At 57.7% G+C, this 22,552-nt stretch carries 17 protein-coding genes, 1 tRNA gene and 1 pseudogene; 13 read left to right on the top strand and 6 right to left on the bottom strand.

The window, feature by feature from the left end; translation table 11 throughout:
* Window positions 1-33: 33 nt before the first annotated feature.
* On the bottom strand, window positions 34-930 hold the full coding sequence (locus tag AC0V6U_RS03420; RefSeq protein ID WP_472644814.1) for a LysR substrate-binding domain-containing protein: 897 nt from the start codon (window positions 928-930) through the stop codon (window positions 34-36).
* 9 nt (window positions 931-939) lie between these two features.
* Window positions 940-2,202 carry a ribonuclease D gene (rnd, locus tag AC0V6U_RS03425; protein ID WP_472644815.1) on the bottom strand — a complete coding sequence of 421 codons (1,263 nt, stop codon included), beginning with the start codon at window positions 2,200-2,202 and terminating at the stop codon, window positions 940-942.
* Between the two features lie 205 nt (window positions 2,203-2,407).
* On the opposite strand from rnd, the gene aspS reads away from it, so the two are divergent.
* From aspS to AC0V6U_RS03475, 10 genes are all read left to right on the top strand, one after another.
* Window positions 2,408-4,210, top strand: coding sequence for an aspartate--tRNA ligase (aspS, locus tag AC0V6U_RS03430; protein ID WP_472644816.1), 1,803 nt, complete (start codon window positions 2,408-2,410; stop codon window positions 4,208-4,210).
* Window positions 4,211-4,333: 123 nt separating this feature from the next.
* Window positions 4,334-5,338, top strand: coding sequence for a tetratricopeptide repeat protein (locus AC0V6U_RS03435; RefSeq protein ID WP_472644817.1), 1,005 nt, complete (start codon window positions 4,334-4,336; stop codon window positions 5,336-5,338).
* Between the two features lie 56 nt (window positions 5,339-5,394).
* Window positions 5,395-6,180, top strand: coding sequence for a hypothetical protein (locus tag AC0V6U_RS03440; RefSeq protein ID WP_472644818.1), 786 nt, complete (start codon window positions 5,395-5,397; stop codon window positions 6,178-6,180).
* Window positions 6,181-6,286: 106 nt separating this feature from the next.
* The gene (locus AC0V6U_RS03445) at window positions 6,287-6,523 is read left to right on the top strand and encodes an acyl carrier protein (protein WP_472639148.1); all 237 of its coding nucleotides are present in this window, start codon (window positions 6,287-6,289) and stop codon (window positions 6,521-6,523) included.
* 131 nt (window positions 6,524-6,654) lie between these two features.
* Entirely contained in the window at window positions 6,655-7,914 is a 1,260-nt protein-coding gene (gene fabF, locus AC0V6U_RS03450; protein ID WP_472644819.1) for a beta-ketoacyl-ACP synthase II, read from the top strand.
* Window positions 7,915-7,919: 5 nt separating this feature from the next.
* On the top strand, window positions 7,920-8,888 hold the full coding sequence (mltG, locus tag AC0V6U_RS03455; RefSeq protein ID WP_472644820.1) for an endolytic transglycosylase MltG: 969 nt from the start codon (window positions 7,920-7,922) through the stop codon (window positions 8,886-8,888).
* A gap of 55 nt (window positions 8,889-8,943) precedes the next feature.
* The gene (locus tag AC0V6U_RS03460; protein WP_472644821.1) at window positions 8,944-9,462 is read left to right on the top strand and encodes a 2'-5' RNA ligase family protein; all 519 of its coding nucleotides are present in this window, start codon (window positions 8,944-8,946) and stop codon (window positions 9,460-9,462) included.
* A 122-nt stretch (window positions 9,463-9,584) separates the two neighbouring features.
* Window positions 9,585-9,661: transfer RNA gene (locus tag AC0V6U_RS03465), tRNA-Met, on the top strand.
* A gap of 79 nt (window positions 9,662-9,740) precedes the next feature.
* On the top strand, window positions 9,741-11,324 hold the full coding sequence (locus tag AC0V6U_RS03470) for a bifunctional AfsR/SARP family transcriptional regulator/alpha/beta hydrolase (protein WP_472644822.1): 1,584 nt from the start codon (window positions 9,741-9,743) through the stop codon (window positions 11,322-11,324).
* A 141-nt stretch (window positions 11,325-11,465) separates the two neighbouring features.
* Window positions 11,466-11,894, top strand: a complete 429-nt coding sequence (locus tag AC0V6U_RS03475) for a DUF4915 domain-containing protein (protein WP_472644823.1) — start codon at window positions 11,466-11,468, stop codon at window positions 11,892-11,894.
* A gap of 95 nt (window positions 11,895-11,989) precedes the next feature.
* Here AC0V6U_RS03475 and AC0V6U_RS03480 read toward each other — a convergent pair whose 3' ends face one another.
* Together AC0V6U_RS03480 and AC0V6U_RS03485 are read right to left on the bottom strand one after the other, a co-directional pair.
* On the bottom strand, window positions 11,990-15,946 hold the full coding sequence (locus tag AC0V6U_RS03480; RefSeq protein ID WP_472644824.1) for an autotransporter domain-containing protein: 3,957 nt from the start codon (window positions 15,944-15,946) through the stop codon (window positions 11,990-11,992).
* 246 nt (window positions 15,947-16,192) lie between these two features.
* Window positions 16,193-17,107, bottom strand: coding sequence for a LysR substrate-binding domain-containing protein (locus AC0V6U_RS03485; protein ID WP_472644825.1), 915 nt, complete (start codon window positions 17,105-17,107; stop codon window positions 16,193-16,195).
* Window positions 17,108-17,469: 362 nt separating this feature from the next.
* Here AC0V6U_RS03485 and AC0V6U_RS03490 point away from each other — a divergent pair.
* From AC0V6U_RS03490 to AC0V6U_RS03500, 3 genes and pseudogenes are all read left to right on the top strand, one after another.
* Window positions 17,470-17,826 (top strand): annotated as a pseudogene (locus tag AC0V6U_RS03490) (toll/interleukin-1 receptor domain-containing protein); the annotation flags it as partial.
* Between the two features lie 148 nt (window positions 17,827-17,974).
* Window positions 17,975-19,435, top strand: a complete 1,461-nt coding sequence (locus AC0V6U_RS03495) for a hypothetical protein (protein WP_472644826.1) — start codon at window positions 17,975-17,977, stop codon at window positions 19,433-19,435.
* Between the two features lie 38 nt (window positions 19,436-19,473).
* The gene (locus AC0V6U_RS03500; RefSeq protein WP_472644827.1) at window positions 19,474-19,674 is read left to right on the top strand and encodes a hypothetical protein; all 201 of its coding nucleotides are present in this window, start codon (window positions 19,474-19,476) and stop codon (window positions 19,672-19,674) included.
* Between the two features lie 49 nt (window positions 19,675-19,723).
* Here AC0V6U_RS03500 and AC0V6U_RS03505 read toward each other — a convergent pair whose 3' ends face one another.
* Window positions 19,724-21,973, bottom strand: a complete 2,250-nt coding sequence (locus AC0V6U_RS03505) for a trypsin-like serine protease (protein WP_472644828.1) — start codon at window positions 21,971-21,973, stop codon at window positions 19,724-19,726.
* 99 nt (window positions 21,974-22,072) lie between these two features.
* On the bottom strand, window positions 22,073-22,507 hold the full coding sequence (locus AC0V6U_RS03510; protein ID WP_472644829.1) for an ion channel: 435 nt from the start codon (window positions 22,505-22,507) through the stop codon (window positions 22,073-22,075).
* Between the last annotated feature and the right edge of the window lie 45 nt (window positions 22,508-22,552).

Raw genomic sequence — 22,552 nt, forward strand, 5'->3', positions numbered from 1 at the left:
CTTCGGGCATGCGTAATCGATGCCCGATGAATACTAACCCGCCCGCAATTCCTCCGCGAGAAGTTTAAAATCATCTGCGCGCGGGCTGTTCTTGCGCCAGATGAGGGCAATCTCGCGGCTGGCCTGCGCGGATTTAAGCGGGCGGGCGACAACGTCGGTGTCGTTCAATATTCCGGCGTCCAGCGCCATTTGGGGCAGCATCGTCAGGCCCAAATCATTGTCTACCATCTGCACCAGAGTGTGCAGCGACGTGCCAATGATCGCGGCATTGGCGCGCATTTCTGGGCGCGCGCAAGCGGCCAGCGCGTGATCGCGCAGGCAATGCCCATCTTCCAGCAGCAGCAGTCGACCCTCATCAATCATGCTGGGCGGAATGCTGTCTGGCGGATCGCGCGGATCATCCTTGGGAAAGGCAACGAACAGCTTGTCGTCGCTGATGTGCTCGACTTCGACTTCGCCAGTGCCAAAGGGCAGGGCAAGCAGTACGCAATCGACCCGGCCATGTTGCAGCGATTCCACCGCGTCCTGGCTGGTTTCCTCGCGCAGCAGCAGCTTTAGATCAGGCCGCTCGCGCTTCAGGCGCGGCAACATATGCGGCAGCATAAAGGGCGCGATGGTCGGAATAACGCTCATGCGCAGCGTACCGGACAGCGGCTTGCCCGCAGCTTGGACGAGGTCGGACAGCTCCTCTGCCTCGCGCAGCAGCCGGTGCGCCTTTTCCACCACCTGATCGCCCAGCGCAGTAAAGCGCACGACCCGGCGGCTGCGCTCGACCAGTGTTACGCCCAACAGCGATTCCAGCTCGCGAATGCCCGCCGATAGGGTCGATTGCGAAACATAGCTCGCATCGGCCGCGCGGCCGAAGTGCTTATGCTCGTGCAAAGACACGAGATATTGCAGCTGTTTGATGGTGGGGAGATAGGTGGACATGGCTGAGTGCTATTCGACCGCAGCCGTCTCTGCTTCGGCCTCGGCTTCCGCTTCCGCCTCTGCCGCGTCATCGCTGGCCGCGGCGGCTTCTTCCATGTTTGCGTGCATGTCATCGATGTGGGTCATGGACAGTTTGCCATTTTTCACCGCAAATCCGAGCTTGCCTTCGACCAGTTCCAGCGCATCTTTGCCAAATACTTCGTAGCGCCAGCCTTGCAGCACTTTGAGATCGCGAACGCCGACGGCGAGAGCCTCCATTTCATCGGCGCGGGTCAGTAGGCGCGAGGCCACATCGATCTCGCGCGCCCGGATCTTCAGGAGCAATTTCAGGAGATCAGCGACCAATGCGCCTTCCTTGCCCAGAGGCGCGCCGCGCTTCATCTTCTCTGGAAGCTCGTTTTTGGGCAGTGGCTCGGCCTCTTCGATGACGCGCATCAACCGCTTGCCAATATCATTGTCGCGCCATGCGGACGACAACCCGCGCACTTTGGCGAGATCGGCCTGCTTTTTGGGCGGGTGGCTAGCGATATCTGCCAAGGTCTCATCTCGCATAATCCGGCCGCGCGGGATATTCTTATGCTGCGCTTCGCCTTCGCGCCATGCGGCGAGGCCCTTCATCCTGCCAAGCACCGCTGGATTGCGGCCCGGCTGGCGAATCCGGCGCCAGGCATTGTCAGGATTGACGATGTAATTGCTCGCATCGGCGAGCTTTTCCATCTCCGCATCGAGCCAGCGCCCGCGGCCCGTCTTGATCAATTTCTTGAGCATTTTTGGGAAGATTTCGGACAGGTGTGTCACATCACCGATGGCGTATTCGATCTGCCGGTCGGTTAGCGGGCGGCGGCTCCAATCGGTGAAGCGCGCGCCTTTATCGATTTGCAGGCCCAGCCAGCTGTCGACCAGATTGGCGTAGCCGATTTGCTCCGATTGGCTGATCGCCATCATCGCGATTTGCGTGTCGAAAATGGGGAAGGGGGTCTTGCCGGTGAGGTTGACGATAATCTCAACATCTTGCCCGCCTGCATGGAAGACTTTGAGCACTTCGTCATTTTCGCACATCAGGTCGAGCAGCGGGGTTAAATCAATCCCATCGGCTAGCGGATCAATCGCTGCGGCCTCTTCCTCATTGGCGATCTGCACCAGGCACAGTTCCGGCCAATAGGTGTTCTCGCGCATGAATTCGGTGTCGATGGTGACAAATTCAGATTTCGCCAAACGCTCGCAAAGGTCACTCAAAGCGTCGGTCGTGGTAATCAGATCATGTATTTTCATATCTGTCTTTTCAGTGTGTCAGGCGGAGTACCGCCTCCGGGCGTGAGCCCATTGATGATTGCTTAGCATGCGTGAAACTTGACAAAGCCCCGCGCTTGCCCTGTTAGCGCGCGCATATTGATATGCGCTCTAAACTAGGCCACGCCATGCAATCATTGCTGGCGCGCCTTTAGCGCCATACTCTCGAACAGGACAAGAGTTTAGCATGCACGCTTATCGTACCCATACTTGCGCACAGTTAAGTGAAGCCAATGTCGGTGAAACCATTCGCCTTTCTGGCTGGATTCACCGCAAACGTGACCATGGCGGCGTGCTGTTCGTCGATCTGCGTGATCATTACGGCATCACGCAAATCGTTGCGGACGAGGATTCGCCCGCCTTGCCAATTCTCGATTCGCTGCGCGCGGAAAGCGTCGTGACGATTGACGGTGAGGTGAAAGCGCGTTCGGCAGAGACGGTGAACAGCGGCCTGCCAACCGGCGCGATCGAAGTGTTTGGCCGCGCGGTCGAAGTGCAAAGCGCGGCGGAAGAACTGCCGATGCCGGTTGCTGGCGAGCAGGAATATCCTGAGGACATTCGTCTCAAATACCGCTTCCTCGATCTGCGGCGCGAAACCATGCATCGCAACATTATGTTGCGCAGTCAGGTGATCACCTCGATCCGTGGGCGCATGATCGACCAAGGCTTCACCGAGTTTCAGACGCCGATCCTGACGGCTTCCTCGCCAGAGGGCGCGCGCGACTTTCTGGTGCCGAGCCGCATGCATCCGGGCAATTTCTACGCGCTGCCGCAAGCGCCGCAGATGTTTAAACAGATGCTGATGGTCAGCGGATTTGATCGCTATTTCCAGATTGCGCCATGTTTCCGCGATGAAGACCTGCGCGCTGACCGGAGCCTGGAGTTCTACCAGCTCGACTTTGAAATGAGCTTTGTGACGCAGGAAGACGTGTTCCAAACGCTGGAGCCGGTTCTTGCGGGCGTTTTCGCTGAGTTCGCCAATGGCAAGAGCGTGACCGCGTCGGGCGATTTCCCGCGCATTCCATACGCCGAGGCGATGCTGAAATATGGCAGCGATAAGCCTGATCTGCGTAACCCGCTGATCATTTCAGATGTCACCAGCCATTTCGAGAAGTCAGGCTTTGGTCTGTTTGAAAAGATCGTGGGCGGCGGCGGCGTGGTCCGCGTGGTGCCTGCGCCAAACACCAATGAGAAGAGCCGCAAGTTCTTCGACGATATGAACAATTGGGCGCGCGGTGAGGGCTTTGCTGGACTTGGCTATGTAACCCGCAAGGGCGGTGAGTTTGGCGGCCCGATTGCCAAGAACCACGGTCCTGACCTTATGGCTCAGCTGTATGATGAGCTTGGCCTTGGTCCGGATGACGGCCTGTTCTTTGCCGCGGGCAAGGAAAAGGACGCAGCGAAATTGGCCGGTGCCGCTCGCACTCAGGTTGGTGAGCAACTTGGCCTGATCGAAGAGAACTGCTTCAAGTTCTGCTGGATCGTTGATTTCCCGATGTTCGAGTATGACGAAGACGCCAAGAAGGTCGATTTCAGTCACAACCCATTCTCAATGCCGCAAGGCGAGATGGACGCGCTGGAAAACCAGGATCCGCTCGAGATTAAGGCGTGGCAATATGACATTGTCTGCAACGGCTATGAGCTGTCCTCCGGCGCAATCCGGAACCACCGGCCAGACATCATGTACAAGGCGTTTGAGATCGCTGGTTACTCCAAGGAAGACGTCGACCGCGAGTTCGGCGGGATGATCGAGGCGTTCAAGCTCGGCGCACCTCCGCACGGCGGGTCAGCTCCGGGTATTGACCGGATCGTGATGCTGCTGGCGGGCGAAGAGGCTATCCGCGAAGTGATCGCATTCCCGATGAATCAGAAGGGTGAAGACCTGATGATGGGCGCGCCGAGCAAAGCGGAATTGCCGCAATTGCGCGAGCTGTCCTTGCGGGTGATTGAGCCGCCTAAAAAGGAAGGCGATGCGGCGAAACCCGCATAAGGCAGCTGACGCGCAAGTCTTTGCTTCGGCGAGTAGATCGCAGCTGCAGCAGGCAAAACCGGTTCACCTTCCCCTAATCTGCAGGGCGCGATAGAGTGCGCGCAGGGCAATAGGGGAATCGGCATGAAGTTCACAAATTTGGCACGAGCAGGCGCGCTTGGAGTTGGGCTGGTGTTGTGTGCCACTCCAGCAAGCGCAGAGACGCTGACCGTGGGCGCACACTTGCCGGCGACGACGGATGCTGGACTCGAGATCGAAACGATTTCTGTCGATACGCTGAGCGGCAGCAAAGGTGCGCAGCTCGCCTATGAACTCAAAGATGCCCTGCAAAAAGCGCGCGCTCAAAATGAGCCGTGGTTTGATGTGATAACGATCGGTGGCGCCCCTGTTGATGCTATCATCCAGGGCAGCGCCAGTATTCAATCCTCGGTCATTGAGCTAGAGCCAAAGGGTGAGCGCAAATGCGCAGAGAAAGACGACGATAATAAGTGCGTCCGTCATAAAACGACCTATTACGATTGCAGCCGCACTGAGGTCTCATTTTATCCTGATATTGAGATCATCGCTCAAGATGGAGCGATCCTCTACGCTGCTCGCGATGAGATGACGCGCAGCAAAGAAGCGTGCACCGACAGTAATTCGCAGGCGTCGATACCAGAGATGTCAGATGGGCTCGTATCGAGTTTCGCATGGCGAGTGAGAAGCGCTCTCGCGCCGCGCTTTTATGAGAGTCAGTACCGCATTCTTGAACGTCGCAAGGGGCTCGAAAAGGCTGATCGCAAAGCATTCAAGAACGCAGTCAAACTGACAAAGAGCGATGAAGATGCGGCCTGCGATGCGTTTAAAGCGCTGGAGGCTAGCAATCCGCAGCAGGTGTCCGTGCTGTTCAATGTTGCGATGTGTCACGAGCGCAATGGCGAGTATGCGCTATCGCTTGATACCTTGCAGCGAGCATTGGCGATTGAGCCGCAAAAACTGATGGCGCTGGAATCTGTCGACCGTGTCGAAGGCTGGATGCGCGCAGAAGATCAGCTCGCGGCGCGCGCCGAAATCCTGAACCGGCGCTACGCTGATGTCGACGAACTGAGTGATACCTCCGAAGGTGGTGGACCAGCTGAAGGCGGATAGGCGCTACGGCAGGTTTGCATTGTAACTGGCCAGGTGTGCACTGCGAATAACCGCTTATGACATTCACACGCCGCTCCGCTATTCTAAGCTCTATGGCCGCTGCGATATCAAGCTCGCTGCCCTTGAGTGCATGCGCTCCCGGTCCGACTAAGCCATCTGGCACAACGCGCCTGCATGTGCTCGGCGCGATCCATTCAAGGCATCGTACCAGCACCAAATATTCGCTCGGCGTTTTGCGTGAGGCAGTGCGACGGGCAAAGCCGGATGTGATTATCACCGAAATTCCGCCAGATCGGCTGGAGGCTGCGAAGGCGGGATTTGCCAAAACAGGCGCAGTGACAGAGCCGCGAACCAAAGTTTTCCCCGAATATACTGATGTCATTTTCCCGCTCAGCCGAGAGATGGACTTTGAGATTCTTGCTGGCGCGGGCTGGACACAGGCAATTGCGGACGACCGCCGCGAGGCGCTTAAGCAAATCGAAAACGATCCTGCCAGGGCTCAGCAATGGGCTGAGCATTTGGCCGCTCGCAGGCAGTATTCAGTAGAGCTAGCTGGACGTGGCGATGACCCAAAATTCATCCATACGGCGGACTATGACGCCATCGTAGAGCGCGCTCAGACACCTTATCAGCGTTATTTCGACGCCGATTTGGGGCCAGGCGGATGGACGAAAATCAACCGTGCGCACAATGACTTAATCAATTTGGCGCTCGATTCCATCACCGGCAAAGGGTTGCGCGCCCTTGTAACTTTTGGAAGTTGGCACAAATATATGATTGCGCGGTCCATGGCTGCGCGCCGCGATATTGAATTGCTCGATACCCGGGCGCTGTTCGATTGATGCATCCATCACCGCTTGGGACGGGCAATCTTCCCCCCTTGCACTCATGCGCGCCGTTCATTAGGGCGAATGCGAGTTTTACACCCCAAAATTAAGAGGGAACATTATGAGCGATACTGCCGACCGCGTGCAGAAAATTGTTGTCGAACACCTCGGCGTAGAAGCCGACAAGGTTTCACAAGATGCGAGCTTCATCGATGATCTGGGCGCAGACAGCCTCGACATCGTCGAATTGGTTATGGCTTTCGAAGAGGAATTCGGCGTCGAAATCCCTGACGATGCGGCCGAAAAAATCACCACTGTTGGTGATGCGACCAAATATATCGAAGGCAATAAGGGCTAATCAGCTGAGGCTGACGGCCCGCATGTGCGCGCCGATCATTCTATAGCTTTGCCAAAATCACAGGCCCGCGCCCCGAAGTGGGCGTGGGCCTGTAGCGTATTTGAAAGGCCAAGAGCCTCGAAAGGACTGCAATGCGCCGTGTTGTCGTTACCGGTTTGGGCCTCGTCACGCCTCTGGGGGCAGATGTCGAGACCGTTTGGGCGAATTTGATTGCTGGGAAGAGCGGGGCTGGGCCGATTACCAGCTTTGATGCGTCCGATCAGAAATGTCAGATCGCCTGCGAGGTCAAAGGCAAGGATCACGAATACGGATTTGATCCTGACAAGCGTGTTGATGGCAAGATCCAGCGCCAGGTTGATCCGTTCATTGTTTACGGCATTGATGCCGCGGGCCAGGCGTTAGAAGACGCTGGCCTAGAGGACATGGACGATGCGCTGAAATTGCGCACTGGTTGTTCGATTGGCGCCGGGATTGGCGGCCTTCCGGGCATCGAAAAAGAGAGCGTCAATCTGCATGAGCGCGGCCCTGGCCGGGTCAGCCCGCACTTTGTTCATGGCCGCTTGATCAACCTGGTCACCGGCCAGGTTCAGATCAAATATGGCTTTATGGGCCCCAATCACGCTGTTGTGACGGCTTGCTCCACTGGCGCACACTCCATTGGCGACGCGGCCCGCATGATCATGCTCGACGATGCGGATGTTATGCTCGCAGGCGGCGCAGAAAGCACCGTGAACCCGCTCGGCATCGCAGGCTTCGCTCAGGCGCGTGCGCTCAACACCAGTTATAACGACCGCCCAACCGAGGCGAGCCGTCCTTACGACAAAGACCGCGAAGGCTTCGTGATGGGCGAGGGCGCTGGCGTTGTTGTTCTCGAAGAATACGAGCATGCCAAGGCACGCGGTGCGAAAATCTATGCCGAGGTGACCGGCTATGGTCTTTCTGGCGACGCCTATCACGTCACTGCCCCTCATCCAGAGGGCAAGGGCGCAGAGTTGGCTATGCGCATGGCGCTAAAGAAGGCGGGTCTGTCTGCTGGCGATATTGACTATGTCAACGCGCATGGCACATCGACCATGGCCGACACGATTGAGCTTGCGGCGGTAAAACGCGTGCTCGGCGATGATCTAGGCGGCGCTTCGATGAGCTCGACCAAATCGGCGATTGGCCACTTGCTGGGCGGTGCAGGCGCGGTTGAGGCCGTGTTCTGTGTACTCGCAATGCGCGACGGCATCGTTCCGCCAACGCTCAACCTTCATAACCCTGACGATGGCACAGAGGGGATCGACCTGGTTCCGCTCACCGCGCGTAAGCGCGACGTGCGAGCCGTGCTCAACAACAGCTTCGGCTTTGGCGGCACAAACGCTTCGCTCGTCATGCAAAAGGTCGACTGAGGCCGATGAAGCGGCTCGGCCTGATCGCTGGCCTCATTTGCGCGCTATTGCTGGCGGCGGGTACCTATGCAGGCAGCCTTTATCTTGGCTCGGCCACGGTGAAGGAGGACAGCAGCTTCATCATACCGGCTGGCGCTTCGCTCAGTTCGGTTGCGCGAACACTGGAGGAAGAGGGGCACATCACCTCTTCCGAAGGGTTTGTGATGCGTGCGCGCCTATTCGGCTCCAGCGATCCGATCCAGGCGGGCGAATTCATGCTCAACGCCGGTATGACACAGGGCCAGATCCTATCCGCCTTTCAAAGCGGGGATGTGATCCGGCGCTTCGTCACCATTCCAGAGGGCATGCCCTCGATACTTGTTCACGAACGCCTAATGGCGGAAGATCTGCTGACCGGCGAGATTGAAATCCCGGTCGAAGGATCGATCCTGCCAGACACCTATGATTTTGAACGCGGGGAGAGCTGGCAAAAGGTTGTCGAACGGATGCAGGCGGCGATGGACCTGTATCTCGCGGAAGCCTGGGCAGAGCGCGGACCCAACATCGCGGTTGATACCATGCGAGAGGCGTTGATCCTGGCGGCCATCGTTGAGAAAGAGACAGGCAAAGCGTCTGAACGGCGCAAGATCGCCGGGCTCTATTCCAACCGGGTCAAAACGGGGATGCTGCTGCAAGCAGACCCGACGATCATCTATCCGATCACCAAGGGTAAGCCGCTGGGCCGCCGTATCCGCCAGTCTGAGATCGCGGCGGTCAATGGCTACAACACTTACACGCGCGTCGGTCTGCCGGTTGGGCCGATCACCAATCCGGGCAGGGAAAGTATCGCTGCCGTGCTCAATCCGGACCAGACAAGCGCGCTGTTTATGGTGGCGGATGGGACCGGCGGCCATTGGTTCGCCGAGACCTTGGCTGAGCACAACGCCAATGTTGAGAAATGGTACGCGATCCGCCGTGAACGCGGTGAGATGTAGCAGCAGGGCGCATTTGAGTGTGCCCAGTGAGCCGCACAAGAAAGCGATCTAAGGCATGGCTCGTCCGTTCATCGTCACCGCCGCTTTGCCGCCTGAGATCGCTTCTTGGGCCGAAGGATTGCGGCGCGAGCATTATCCCGCCCATCGCAACCATCTGCACGCGCATGTCACCATGTTCCATTCCTTTGCGCCTTCATTGCTGGACGAGCTGAAAAGCTATCTGCCGCGCATCGCAGCGGAATATTCGCCGCTCGAAGGGCGGGTTACCGGGGTAATGGACCTGGGGAAGGGCACAGCCATCGCCCTTGAGAGCGCACAATTACTAAGCCTTCGCGCGGAGATTGCCGACCATTTTCATGGCAGCCTGACCGATCAGGATCTGTACGAGCCGCGCCCGCACATCACGATCCAAAATAAGGTCACCAAAGAAGAAGCGCGCGCATTGCAAGCGGCCCTAGCGCTGGAGATTGAGCCGCGCAGCTTTGCTTTCCCGGCGCTGGAACTGCACCTCTATGAAGGTGGGCCGTGGACATTTGTAAAGCGCGCAGCCTTCCGCAGAGCGCCGCGCCGCTGAGTAGAGTGCCGGTTTGGTCGCAAACAGTGTCAAACAGGTGTTGACCCGGGCTCTGCCCCCGCCTAAACGCGCCGCCTGCGGTCCGGGCGAAAACGCCCCCTGGACCAGCCAGACTTTGGTTTGGCGGAGTAGCTCAGCTGGTTAGAGCAGCGGAATCATAATCCGCGTGTCGGGGGTTCAAGTCCCTCCTCCGCTACCAATCCCGAATCTCCGCTTGACCCGTGTCCCCGCATGCTATTGACCTATGCTGGGAGCGCAAATCAGGGTCGCAACAAGTCATGACACTTGAGATACGGACATTTGGGCCGTTCGAGATCCAGCGCGGCGAGGCGCTTCTCGAGCTTCCGTCCTCGCGCAAATCCCGCGCTTTGCTCGCCTATCTCGCGATCACGGGCAAGCGGCATTCGCGGCGCGATCTGTGCGAGCTGTTTTGGGACAACACGGATGATCCGCTGGCCGGGCTGCGCTGGTCGCTGTCAAAACTCAAAACACTCGTGAATGCCGACGGCGACGAAACGGTCAATTCCAATCGAGATGCGATCTGGTTCGACAGCAGTCAGGCGCTGTTTGACAAAGACCAGCTGAACGACCTCGCCAATCGCGGTCACCAGACGGAAAAGGAAGCGGACCAGGTTTGGAAGGCAACCTCTGGCCTGCCGCTGGCCGATTGTGAGCTTCCCAACCAGCCTGAGTTTATGACTTGGCTTGAGGGATACCGGCAGGATTACGTGAGGCTGCGCGCAGGCGTGGCCAAACGCTTTGCTCGGGACGAGGAATTGCCGTGGCAGACGCGCGACAAATGGGCCGAGCGCTGGATCCGGCTCGCGCCTTATTCGCGCGGTGCCGCCTTCACTGCATTTGAAACCAAGTACCATGCCGCTGGGCGCGCGGCGGCAACCGGGCTCGCCGACCATCTGCGCAAGACGTTCGGTGAAGCGGGCATTGAGCCGCCCGTTTTCGAAATCGCGGAGGAACCTGGTAAGCCACTGATTACACCACGCGATTTGCTCGCGCCTGAGGAACAACAGATCCGTTTCGTTGATGGCGAAGACGGTGTCTCGATCGCTTGGGCGAGTGTGGGCAATGCTGCCAATCCGCCGCTGGTAAAAGCGGCCAATTGGCTGAACCATCTGGAGCTGGATTGGGATGCGCCGGTGTGGAGCCCATTGTTCAAAGAACTGTCCAAGTCGCACAATTTCTTCCGCTATGATGAACGTGGATGCGGTCTATCCGATTGGAATGTTGACGAGATCACCTTTGACAAGTTCGTTGAGGACTTAGAGCGCGTTGTGGATGCGGCGGGGCTGGAGCGTTTCCCTCTGCTGGGCATCAGCCAAGGGGCCGCCGTGTCGATCCGCTATGCCGCGCTGCATCCAGAGCGGGTTTCGCAGCTGATCCTATTCGGCGCCTATGATCAAGGGTGGCGATTTAACGCGACACCCGATCAAGTGCGCGAACGCGAAGCTGTGATGGTGCTGACCGAAACCGGATGGGGCATGGACAATCCAGCCTATCGCCACGTTTTCTCGCGCACCTTCATGCCCGATGCCAGCCCGGAAGAGCTCGACTGGTTCGACGAGTTCCAGCGCCTAACCACTTCGGCAGAAAATGCCGTGCGTTTCCTGGAGGCCTTCTCAACCATCGATGTGCGGGATGATTTGGCGAAGGTTCAGTGCCCCACACTGGTCGTTCACAGCCGCGGGGATATGCGCATCCCGTTCGCAACAGGGCGATCCATCGCGTCGCGAATTCCGGGTGCGCAATTGGCCGGCGTTGAGAGCCAAAATCACCTGCTGTTGGGCCGCGAATCGGCTTCGACCCGATTCGTGGAATTGGTCCAAGATTTTCTGAAATCTGGCTGAAAACGCGAAAAGGCCGATTTTTTGGAAGAAAGTGGGTCAAACCGCAAATCACAGCGCTTTCGCATCGCTCGCTAGAACGGTCGCCTGTCATCACTGATCCATCGGGAAGCCAATGTGTGGCTGCCATTGCAAGGGTCAATTATGTCAAACACAGCCGCGAAATCGTCTCAGCAGCCAGCCTCAGCCAAGCCAGCAGGTCAGCATCGCAAAGTGTCACGGCGAGCCAGGCGCGGCCATCTCAACGGTTTGGCGTTGCGCGATGGTGCGCTGGTCTGTGTCACGGCGGTCTCCAAATCCGACACAATCGAAGGCTGGCGCGATCGCCGCGCTGCTGGCGGTGTTGTGATCGATGTGCAGTCCGGCAAGATCGTTTGCGAGGGGCTGTCCGTGCCGCACTCGCCGAGCTGTCATGATGGAAGCAATGAACCAGTCTTCAATACCGCCGTACGCTTTGATCCAGTAACTGGTGACGGGATCGTAATTCTCTCAACCGGAAATCCGTTTCGTCCACTGTTGGACTGTGGTCTTACGAGCAATTCCTCGCCACTGTGTGGGCGAATAAGCAAGTGAGAATGCCATGCTGCAATCCCAAAAAGAAAAACCAGCCGGTGCACTTGGCACCGGCTGGCTCCCCATCGACCTGGGCAGCCCAGGTCAATCTGGGATTAGAACTCAAAGCGGACGCGGACGCCGCCAGAGTGTGATTGGTAGCCCGATGCGAAACGGCCGCGGTATTCTGCGCCGATCGACAGACCATTTTCGTTCACAAAGTCGAGCCCGGCACCGATATCGAAGCGCGATTCTGAGGCTTCATCAGCAACCAGCACGAAGCTGTCAGCGCCGCCGTTGAACGATGCATTGACCGCCAATGGATCGCTGCTGAGGTCGTAAGCGTAATCGATGCTTGCGAATGGGATCACGCCCGTTTCTGCAGCTCCCGCGACCTTTACACCGACACGGGCTTCGAAGAACTCGGCGCTTTCACTGTCCAAGGTCAGGCCAAGTCCGCCGGTTTCGGTGAAGGTGTCACGCGACAGCTCTGAGTAGCGCAGACCGCCATTCGGAGTGATCACCACGCTGTCAGCTTCGATATCGTAGCCAGCGTTGACGCTACCGTAGATGCCGTCGACGTCGCTCTCTCCAAAGATCTGAGCGCCGAAGGCACCGCGGCTGTTGTCAACCGAGCTGAACGAGTAGCCGAGCTCTGCATTCACGAAGGCATTGCCCAGATCAAAGCCAGCATAACCGCCCAGTTGGAAGGCGCTGATTTCGCTTTGTGCATTGGCCGTGCCGTTCGCATCTACGTCGATGTCAGCATAGTTGAACAATACACCGACAGTGGCCGTGTCGCTCAACTTGCGGTCGAGACCGAGAGTGAAGCCGATTGCGTCAGCATCATAGCCTTGTGAGCTGATGCTGGAGCCATCGCGGTCCGCCGAACGGTAGAACGCTTGGCCCCACAATCCGGTTTCTTCACTGGCCAGGCGTCCTTCGAGTAGCGAGCTTGCGAAACGCTGTGTTTCGTAGATCTCGCGGGTCACACCATCGTTGATAGCAGGAAGGAGGGCCAGTGAGGCAGCTTCGAACTCGCTCACAGAAGTCGCCGCATTCAAAGCGTCGAATACAGCGGCTGGCAGACGGTTGTTCGCCGCAGCTGAGGTGACCGCACTGCCGAAGCTGTTGATGTTCGCATCGGTTGAAACCGCGCCAAGATCAGCTGCTGCAAGCGAGACCGAGACTGAGCCAAGGTTGACGGTGAAGTCGACCAGAAAGTCAGTGTCGAGCACGTTCACGGTCGTGCCATTGTCAGTGAAAGCACCGGTTTCGGTGATCACGTCGATGGTTTGACCAATATCAGCAACGCCGACTTGGTTTGTCGAGATGTTGATGATGCTGCCAGCACCCAGCACCGTGTCACCATCGACCGCGAGTGCGTCAGCACCCAGATCGAAGGCAAGCGTGCCGTTCGCTGTCAGGCTGCCTTCAATCGAACGCTGACCTTGGACGGTGACGGTGCTTGCCGCATCAGCGGTAACCGCGACACTGGTCAGGACATCGCCCGTTAGTGCAAAGTCACCGGCGCCAATGCTGAGCGTGTCAGCAAAAGCTGATCCGACAAAGTTGCCGTTAAGCGCGCCGCCATTCTGGACGAAGCTCAGCCCGCCGAGCGCCGCCGAGGCATCGACCGCGTTTACGGCGCCAGTAATCGTACCAGAGTTGGTGACGGTCCCGGTGAAATCGACATTCTCAATCAACAGACCTGCTCCAGTTTCCGAGGAAACCGAGCCGGTGTTGGTGATGTCACCGGAGACAATCACACCGGCGGCGTTTGAGAACAGGCGAACGCCAGAGCTGTCGCCGCTTGGCAGTGCCGCGCCGCGTCCATCAATGGAGCCTGAGTTGGAAAGGCTGAACGTGCGTGTGTCGCCGTCGGCCGCACCCAGCTGCAGTGAGACACCAGAGCCGCCGACAACCGCGTCAACCACTCCATCATTGTTAATGGTGAAGTCGTTGGCCGTACCATCCGCATAGACTGTACCGTTGCGCTGGTTGCCAGTGCCCAGGATCGAGCCGGTGTTGTTGATCGTAAGCCCAGCGCCATCAATGTTCAGCGCCCGGCTGCCCGATGAGATCGTGCCAGCATTGTCGACCACAAGCGCGGTGAAGTCGCCGCCACCAGCAGGTGTGGCGTTACCGAAGTACAGGCCGTTCTGAACACCTGAGATGGTGCCGCCAGCAGCGTTGGTAATCGTACCAGCTGCTGAGATACCATTGACGATGCGCAGACCAGCGGTTGTGCCAACAGCGCTCTCAGAATCGATCAGACCAGAGTTGGTGATATCGATTGTAGCGAGATCAGAGTTGCCAACATTACCAATGCGGAAGCCATCACCAGCAGCGCCGGTTGCAGCATCGCCTTGACCGCGGCCCTGGACGGTGCCGGAGTTATCGAAGGTGAACGTGTTACCCGTTGCTGCAATCTCAGCTGCAAAGCCTGAGCCCGATACAACCGCATCAATGACGCCGGAGTTGTTGACCGCAAAGTCAGTGGCCGTGCCATCAGCATAGGCGGTGCCGTTGCGCTGTGCGCCAGTGCCGAGGATCGAACCGGTGTTGTTCACGGTAAGCCCGGCGCCATCGATGTTTAGCGCGCGGCTGCCCGAGGAGATCGTGCCGGAGTTGTTGACGATGGCTGCTGTAAAGTCGCCGCCGCCAGCAGGCGTTGCGTTGCCGAAGTACAGGCCGTTCTGAACGCCCGAGATGGTGCCCGAGTTCTCCAGCGTGCCTTCAAAGCTCACGCCGTTGACGAAGCGGATACCAGCAGCAGTGCCATTGGCCGCCTCACTGTCGATCGTGCCAGTGTTGGTGATGTCACCAACAAACAGACCGTCAGTGGTGCCGTCCAGCATTCCCGCAACGCGGGTCCGCTCGAACCGCAGACCATCGCCAGCGCCCGCTGCACCAGCGCCCGCATTACCGCGGCCCTGGATCGTGCCATCATTGGTGATGGTGAAGGCGTTACCGCCGGTTGCAGCCGAGGCTAGCTCTACCGAGAAGCCTGCGCCTCCCAGCCCTGCGCCCGCATCAATAACGCCGCCTGCCAGATTGTTGAGCGCAAAGTCCTGCGCAGTGCTGTCTGCATAGACCGTACCGTTGCGCTGGTTGCCGGTGCCCAGGATCGAACCAGTGTTGTTGATCGTAAGCCCGGTGCCATCAATGTTCAGCGCCCGGCTGCCCGATGAGATCGTGCCAGCGTTATCAACCACACCGCCGGTGTGATCTGCATCATTGCCGAAATAGAGGCCATTTTGCGCGCCGGAAATTTCGCCGCCCGCTTCATTGGTGAGCGTACCCTGGAAGCCGATGCGATTGGCAAATCGGATGCCCGCAACCGTTCCTTGAGTGCTCTCTGAATTGATCAGGCCGGAATTGGTGATGTCACCTTCATAGATGTATTCTGGCGCAAGTCCGGGGCCAAAGAAGCGGATGCCGTCGCCAGCTGTACCGCCTGTTGGCGCTGCCTGGCCGCGACCTTGGATGGTGCCCGCATTGTTGATCGCACCGCCGCGAGGCGCTCCACCGCCGCCGACTTCGATTGCGACACCAGCGCCTTCGACGCCTGCATCAATGCTGCCCGTGGCCGAGTTGTTGATGGTGATGTTGTTCGATGTGCGGTTGCCATAGACGGCGCCATTGCGCTGGCTGCCTGTGCCCAGGATCACACCATCATTGTTAAGCGTCGCGTCACTGCCGTCGAAATTGACAACGCGCGATGCGGCTTCGAGCCAGCCCGTCGCGGCATTGTTGATCACGGCACCGGTTGTGCCTTGGTTGACCTGAACCGTCTGCGTCACGCCGGTGGTGGCCAGCGTGCCTGCATTATCTACAGTCACCGCATTGTTCGCGACAACGACCACTGGTGCGCCATCAACCGTGCTGGTGACACCAGCTGCTGCTGAGATTGTTTCGCCATCTGCGGCTGAAGTGACGGTTGCATTGTCGCCGTCATTGATAACCTGCTGCGCTTGGGCATTGCTGGCCATCAGGATCGCGAGAGAAGAAGAAGTGAGAAGCAGACGGCCAGTTGTGAGGACCGTCTTTGCGTTACGGGGGTTATTCATTGTGCTGCCTTTCGTTTTCCAAAAATTGGATGAAGGCAGATCAGGGGGTAACCTGCCTTCGAGGCAGTCATCTATGATCAGAAATTCAGCCTGTATAATACAAGCTTTTGATGGTCGCGATAAGCTTTAGTTATCGAATAAGATATTGATATAAATATCTATTTAAACAAATGCTGACGGCCGACTTGTACCAACAAGCCGGCTCTCCAGAATGCTTCTTAAGCGCCGCATTTGATTGTTCGAAGGCTAGACCAAAGAGGTTACATTTCCGGGTGGCGATGTGCGAATTTGATCGCACAGTGCCATCAGAATATGTTCTCTTGGGCACCCTTCGCGGGACAAAAATCCAATGTCGCGGCCGTATGCCTCATCTTCGATCTCGACAAAGCTGATGTTCGGATTGGCCTGTTCCAAAAACGGGCGAGCAAGCATCGGCATAAGCGAACAGCCGACACCCTCAGCGAGATAATGCGACATCGTCAGAAAGTTGTTTGCAAGGATCTGATGCGGCACATCAATGCCGATGTTCTTGCCTTGGCATAGCGTCAGCGTCTCTGCGCGCAGGCAATGCTCATCTGTCAGCAATAGCAATTCTTCGGTTGGGATTTCGCTCGCAGCCACTCGCTCAGTGTTCGCCAGACGGTGTGTGTTTGAGACGACCAGCATCAAGGGTTCGCGGAAGATTGGCGTGAATTTATAACCGGAGAGTTCGATCGGGCCGCTTACCAGGGCAACGTCGATCATTCTGTTTTCCAGCTCAGCGAGCAATGTCTGCGTCGGCTGCTCCCGGTAGATGGTTGTTATCTGATCCGAGAGCACCTTGATCGATTTCGAGACGTAAGGAACGATAAATGGAGCAAGCGTCGGGATTATCCCAATGCGCAATGGCGCCGCATACGGATCGTGATATTCCGCAGCCGTATCGGTAATACGCTGCGCAGAATACAGGACGTCTTTGGCGGTCGCGACGATGCGCACGCCAGCATCTGTGGTCAGAACACCGCTATTGGTGCGCGCGAAGAGCTCAACACCCAGCCGCTCTTCCAATTTCTTCACCTGCGCGGAAAGCGCAGGCTGGCTCACATGACATGCCTCAGCTGCCTTGCCGAAGTTGCGATACCGATCAATCGCAGTGACATATTCCAGATCGCGCAAGTTCATAGGTTTCCCTCCAGATGTGAAGGGGTTCGCGTGCTCAGGTCGTTTGGTTACAATTGGGGTTTGTATGGGGTTCGCGCGTTGCAAGTAGGCGAGTGGTATCGCGCTCGGTTTCGTTGAGAACAGCGTTTCCGTTGAACGTGCGTTTCTTCTTTTAGCTCAATTGTGGCATTTTCGGTGCGTTAGCGTGCGCTAGCATCGCCGCTTTGGCGTCTTAGGCCATAGTCATCACTACGAGCGATCAGCTCATGCAAAACCGCGTGCCTGTGTTCTCTGCGCATTAGCGATAGGCACCTCGCTTTTGACCGCTGGCGCAGAGCCCTGTTTGCGGCTAACCTTGCTTAATATTGTGGGGGTTACGTTCGGTGGGTGCGAGTTCCAACAGTGATGCAGGTGGCGAGGGCGATGTTTCGGGCCACATTTTCCTGAGCTATTCGCGTGAGGAGCGCGGGCGGGCGCTTGAGGTCATTAGCCTACTTGAAGACAACGGGATCAAGGTCTGGTGGGATGGCTTGCTGGAAGGTGGCGAGAATTATCTCCCGACGACTGAGGCCGCACTTGAAAATGCGACTTGTGTTGTTGTTCTCTGGTCCAAAATCTCGGTGGATTCTCATTGGGTGCGTGATGAGGCGCAGAGCGGGCGTGAGCGCCGTTGCCTAGTGCCGATTTCAATCGATGGCACGCAGGCTCCCCTAGGCTTTCGGCAATTTCAGACGATCGATGCGAGTGGTTGGAAGGGTAAGCCGGGGACGGTTGAAGCGGACCAAATACTCGCAGCGGTGAGGGCGCAGTTCGGGGTCACGTCTCCGCAAGCCCCGATCAAGAATGATGCAGCACAACCATTCATGCTGAGCCGCACGGAGTCTCGTCATGGGCGGCGCCGGTCTTGCCGGTGCGGCTGCATTGGGTGTGTTCGGATTCAACGCGCTTCAGCAGCCAACCGGCGACTTCATTTCGCTCGCGGTCACCCCCTTCGAAAATCTTTCCGGTGATCCAGAACAAGTCTGGTTTTCTGGCGGTTTGTCGAATGAGCTGCGGGCCGCGCTCGCTCGCAATCCCCGCCTGCGAGTGTCTGCGCCGACGTCATCGGCAGGCGGCGATGTTGACGCGGATGATCAATTTGATCTGGGGCGCAAGCTCGGCGTCGCCAATCTGCTGCGTGGCAGTGTGCAGCTGGCCGAAGGGATTGTCCGGATTTCGGCGGAGCTGGTGCAAGTTGAGGACGGGGTGATCCGCTGGGCGGAAAGCTTCGACCGGCAGTTTGAAGACGTCTTGGCCATTCAATCAGAGATCGCTTCCATTGTTGCCCGATCGCTCGTCGCGCAGATCGCTGGCGCAGAAGAGATCAACGCATCTCTCGCGAAACAGCAAGGGGTCGGCGGCACCGATAACGTCGCGGCCTATGAAGCCTATTTGCGGGGACACTCGCTTTACGATCTGTCCTCTGGCGAAGCGAGCGACCGGGCGGCATTGGCGCAGTTTGATGCGGCCATCGCGGCTGATCCGGGCTATGCTGCGGCTTACGCGATGCGCTCCAAGATGCTCGCGGCGATTGCCAATGCGACCTCGCAAGCCAGCGAGATAGGGCAACTCTATGATGATGCTATTTCAGCGGCGCAGCAGGCGATCGATATTGCTCCAGATTTAGCCGAGGCGCACCTCGCCAAGGGGTTTGCGCTCAACAATGGCAGGTTGGACCGCAAGGCTGCAAAACCACATTATGATCGCGCCAGAGAGCTGGCACCCGGTGATGCCGATACGCAGCGATCCGTTGCCACATTCCTCGCTTACGGGTCCGAGCAAGCGGCGGCGCAAGAGATAATCAATCAGGTTTTGGAACTCGACCCGCTCAATGCGCGCGCATTCAGGTCTGCTGGTTATATCGCTCTGCTGTCACGGCGGTATGGCGATGTGATTGCTCATATCGAGCAGGCGCTGCGGCTGAACCCTGAGCTTGCGAGCGCTCATTATGCTTTGGGCAGCGCGCATTATTTGCGAGGAGCCGACCAGCAAGCGCTCGATAGCTTCCGAAAGGAAAGCGTTCCGCTGTTTGCTCTCACAGGTGAGGCATTGGTCCAAAAGAAGCTGGGCGACGAAGATGCCGCGCAATTGGCACTCGATAATATCTTGGAAACGTACGGTGCAGCTAGCCTGTATCAGCAAGCACAGATCCAAGCGCAATGGGGCAACACCTCTCAGGCGATGGAACTGCTTAACCGTGCGGTTGCTGCCGAAGATTCGGGTCTTTTGTTTTTGCCGAACGATCCCATGCTCGATCCCATTCGCGAAGCTCCCGGATTTTCGCGTTTGCAATCAAAGTTCGCGGCATGATAGCCCTAGTATGGGTCCGTTGGAAAAGGGGAACGACAATGAAGAAGATAATCAAGGCTGCAGCAGTGGGAGCTGCTTTCACGCTCACAGCCGCATGTGCAGGCGGCGACGCTGAGCCCGAGGCTGAAACGGTAGAAGCAGAGGCTGCTGCACCTGAAGCCGCCGAAGCCGCGGCCACTGATGAAGAAGAACTGGATCCGACCGGTAACCCGATCGGCCCTGGCCGCGCAGAGGAATAGGACTTACGTCGATATGGATGCCCGGTGAGTGATCGCCGGGCATACTATCTTACCGGGCGCTGCTCACATATCTGGCGATCCAGCTCTTGACCTTGGCGACCCTAGTGTACTGGCTGGGCCTGCCCGTCGCGCCGCATTTTTTGCCAGCGCTGACAACGCCGATCAAGGTAGGGCGCTGCCTCGCATCACCATAATAAACGAGTGGTCCGCCACTATCGCCATAGCAGGTTTGCTGGCGATTGCGCCCGGCTGCACACAGCGCTGCATGAAGCAGGCGGCCGCGAAATTTGGTTCGCCGCGTACATGCGCTTTCGCTGCGTAGTTCCATCCGAACGGCCTGCAAATAGTCGGTGGATTGGCTGTTCGTAGCTTTGGTCCAGCCCCAACCATAGGAATAGACAGGCATCCCTTGGGCAATTTTTCGTCTTCCCACCTGGAGCGGATCGAGGGTGATTGAGGCGATCTTTCTGACGGTGCTGCCGCGTGATCCCGCACGGTGATCATATTGGATTAGAGCAATGTCATAAACGTATTTGTTGCTCTTGTTGTATTGCGGATGGGGGATCGCGCGAAGGATCGGAAAAGTGATGCCTTCATTCTGGCGCGGGTTGTAGACGCCCAGTCTGAGCTTGTGGCCCCCTCGGCGGATACTGGTGCCATTGTCTACCAAGCAGTGCGCGGCGGTCAGAACCCAACCTTTGGCAATCAGGGAAGCGCCGCACAGCACACGGTCCGCTTCGCTTAGCGTTTGTCCGGCCAGCCTCTTAGGACGCCAGAGCAGCGCCTGCCATGGAGCCCGGCCTGGGCGCAGGCGGTAGCTGCCGATGGAAGCTGCGGTGGATGGACAATTGTACTGGGTGTAGGTCTTGCCGCGGAACCGTTCACTTACCTCTACGCAGTCCTCATCCGGAGCCTCAGGGATAACGAAGCGTTCCTGAGGGACAGTGGTTGGCTCATCTGCATCCTCGGGCGGGATGAAATTCTCATCGGCGACAGCAATGCGGACTTCCGGCACCAGCCCGGAAAACTGCTCTTCCTTGCTGCAGGCCTCTGCCACCTCCTGCGTGCAGAGCTGATTGAACAATTTCGCAGCGCGCAGCGTGTCAGTCGCGACCCAATCGCTATCCAAAAGTGCATTGGCAAACTGTAGGCAGCCATCAGGATCTTTGGCCTCACAAGCCCTTTCTAGCACGGCGACCAAGCGCGGCGACCAATCGGCATCTTCAGAGCTCTTGTGATTCTTGATCACAGTCGCGGCGCGACCGCATATTTCGCCAACACCGTTGAGGCAGCTCCATTCCAGCGCACTGATTGCCTCTTCGAAATCGAGTTCAGGCGAGTCTGGCACCGCCAACGCGATCCCGAGATCGGCGCAGGCGCGCGGGTTTTGCGTTCCGCATTCCGCTTCAAGGCGGGGAAATTCGCGAAGCGTCTTTGGAATGTCGCAGTAAAAGCTGCCTAGCTGGCACGCTTCATCATAATAGGAAATCGCCAGCTCGCGGTCCTGCTCAACACCGATCCCTTTGTAGACGCGCTCACCCGCCTTCAAGCATTCCAACACCGAACCCGCAAAACAAGCCAAGTGCTGGTATTCGCCGATCTGCCATTGGTTTTCATCGGGGTTCTTTGAGTACTCAGAGATCAGACGAATGCAGGCATCTAAGACCTCCTGGCGGCATTGACCGTCCAGGATCGAAAGCGCTCTATCGTGCTCGCCTAACCGTTGCTGGTCGTCCAAAATCAAAATTGCCAACGAACGGCAGGCGTCGCTGCTGCCCGCTTGGCAGGTATTCTCAAGTACTTGGTTAGAGCGGACCAAATCGGGCTGGCCCAGCCCTTGCGTTTGCAAGAGACTAGCGAAGTCCATGCAAGCCGATAGATCGCCCAGATCGCACGCCTTTTCGTAGAATGATGCGGCCTTAGGAAAGCTCTTCGGTGATCCGCCCGCGCCAGCGTGAAACTTGCCGAGCTCACTGCAGCCCTTTGCAAGACCTGCATCGCAGGCATCGCCGTAAAGAATGGCGGCAATGTCTCCAACCTTCTCGACGCCTTCGCCGAGCAGGTACGCATCACCCGCCGCAATGCAGGCTTCAAGATCGCCCTTGCTGCAGGCCTTGCGATTGGCTTTTACCGCGCGCTTGGCGCGTTTCCATTCCTCATTACTGTACACTCGGTCAGAGAGTTTGCCGCTTCGTTGTTCCACTTCCGGCTCATCTGCATAGGCTGTCTGAGGTGACCAGATCGCGGCAAGCAGGAGGATCACAGTGCCAAAAGCGGCCTTCCAAATCGGCGTATGCATCGCATGTCCCCCTGAATTTGCCGCTAATCCATCAGAGTTACGTGCATCGGTCAAGCTGGGGGATAGATCTGGTCAGCGACTATCGCCCTGGTGGAGCGATCAGAGATCATCGGTCCAAAGCCTCTCCATCATCCAATAGGTAAAGGACGCGCTCCATGCGATCAGCACCAGGCCGTTGAGCGCCTCTATGCCTGAAACGATCCGCGTTGGGCCCACTGGGACAATGTCGCCAACGCCCAAGGTGGTGTAGCATGTAATTGAAAAGTAGAAATAATCAGTCATCAACAATGGGGTTTCGCTGCCCTGTATGACGATCTCGCCAAACCCAAATTCCTGCATCGCGTAAAACCCGAACGCATAGAGCATGACCTCCACCAAATGGACGCAGAACAGGGCGAGCAGCACCACAAGCAGAGGGCGTTTGAACATGCGCACCTCGTCGTTCAAGCGCGCCGCGAGCGTCTTCAAAACGACGAAATGCAGGAAGATTGTGCCGACCACCAAAATCGCGGCGACTGCCAAAGCAGCTATCATACCCCCTCCTTTGATCGCTCTTCACACGGCCAGATTGCACGCGAA

The organism is Erythrobacter sp. W36 (assembly GCF_057364935.1).

Excerpts from the sequence above, each read along its gene's own strand:
- aspS (WP_472644816.1), top strand. The coding sequence starts at position 2,408 with ATGCACGCTTATCGTACCCATACTTGCGCACAGTTAAGTGAAGCCAAT.
- AC0V6U_RS03475 (WP_472644823.1), top strand. The coding sequence starts at position 11,466 with ATGTCAAACACAGCCGCGAAATCGTCTCAGCAGCCAGCCTCAGCCAAG.
- AC0V6U_RS03435 (WP_472644817.1), top strand. The coding sequence starts at position 4,334 with ATGAAGTTCACAAATTTGGCACGAGCAGGCGCGCTTGGAGTTGGGCTG.
- AC0V6U_RS03505 (WP_472644828.1), bottom strand. The coding sequence starts at position 21,973 with ATGCATACGCCGATTTGGAAGGCCGCTTTTGGCACTGTGATCCTCCTG.
- AC0V6U_RS03495 (WP_472644826.1), top strand. The coding sequence starts at position 17,975 with ATGGGCGGCGCCGGTCTTGCCGGTGCGGCTGCATTGGGTGTGTTCGGA.
- AC0V6U_RS03470 (WP_472644822.1), top strand. The coding sequence starts at position 9,741 with ATGACACTTGAGATACGGACATTTGGGCCGTTCGAGATCCAGCGCGGC.
- AC0V6U_RS03485 (WP_472644825.1), bottom strand. The coding sequence starts at position 17,107 with ATGAACTTGCGCGATCTGGAATATGTCACTGCGATTGATCGGTATCGC.
- AC0V6U_RS03440 (WP_472644818.1), top strand. The coding sequence starts at position 5,395 with ATGACATTCACACGCCGCTCCGCTATTCTAAGCTCTATGGCCGCTGCG.
- rnd (WP_472644815.1), bottom strand. The coding sequence starts at position 2,202 with ATGAAAATACATGATCTGATTACCACGACCGACGCTTTGAGTGACCTT.
- AC0V6U_RS03445 (WP_472639148.1), top strand. The coding sequence starts at position 6,287 with ATGAGCGATACTGCCGACCGCGTGCAGAAAATTGTTGTCGAACACCTC.
- mltG (WP_472644820.1), top strand. The coding sequence starts at position 7,920 with ATGAAGCGGCTCGGCCTGATCGCTGGCCTCATTTGCGCGCTATTGCTG.
- AC0V6U_RS03480 (WP_472644824.1), bottom strand. The coding sequence starts at position 15,946 with ATGAATAACCCCCGTAACGCAAAGACGGTCCTCACAACTGGCCGTCTG.
- AC0V6U_RS03500 (WP_472644827.1), top strand. The coding sequence starts at position 19,474 with ATGAAGAAGATAATCAAGGCTGCAGCAGTGGGAGCTGCTTTCACGCTC.
- AC0V6U_RS03420 (WP_472644814.1), bottom strand. The coding sequence starts at position 930 with ATGTCCACCTATCTCCCCACCATCAAACAGCTGCAATATCTCGTGTCT.
- AC0V6U_RS03510 (WP_472644829.1), bottom strand. The coding sequence starts at position 22,507 with ATGATAGCTGCTTTGGCAGTCGCCGCGATTTTGGTGGTCGGCACAATC.
- fabF (WP_472644819.1), top strand. The coding sequence starts at position 6,655 with ATGCGCCGTGTTGTCGTTACCGGTTTGGGCCTCGTCACGCCTCTGGGG.
- AC0V6U_RS03460 (WP_472644821.1), top strand. The coding sequence starts at position 8,944 with ATGGCTCGTCCGTTCATCGTCACCGCCGCTTTGCCGCCTGAGATCGCT.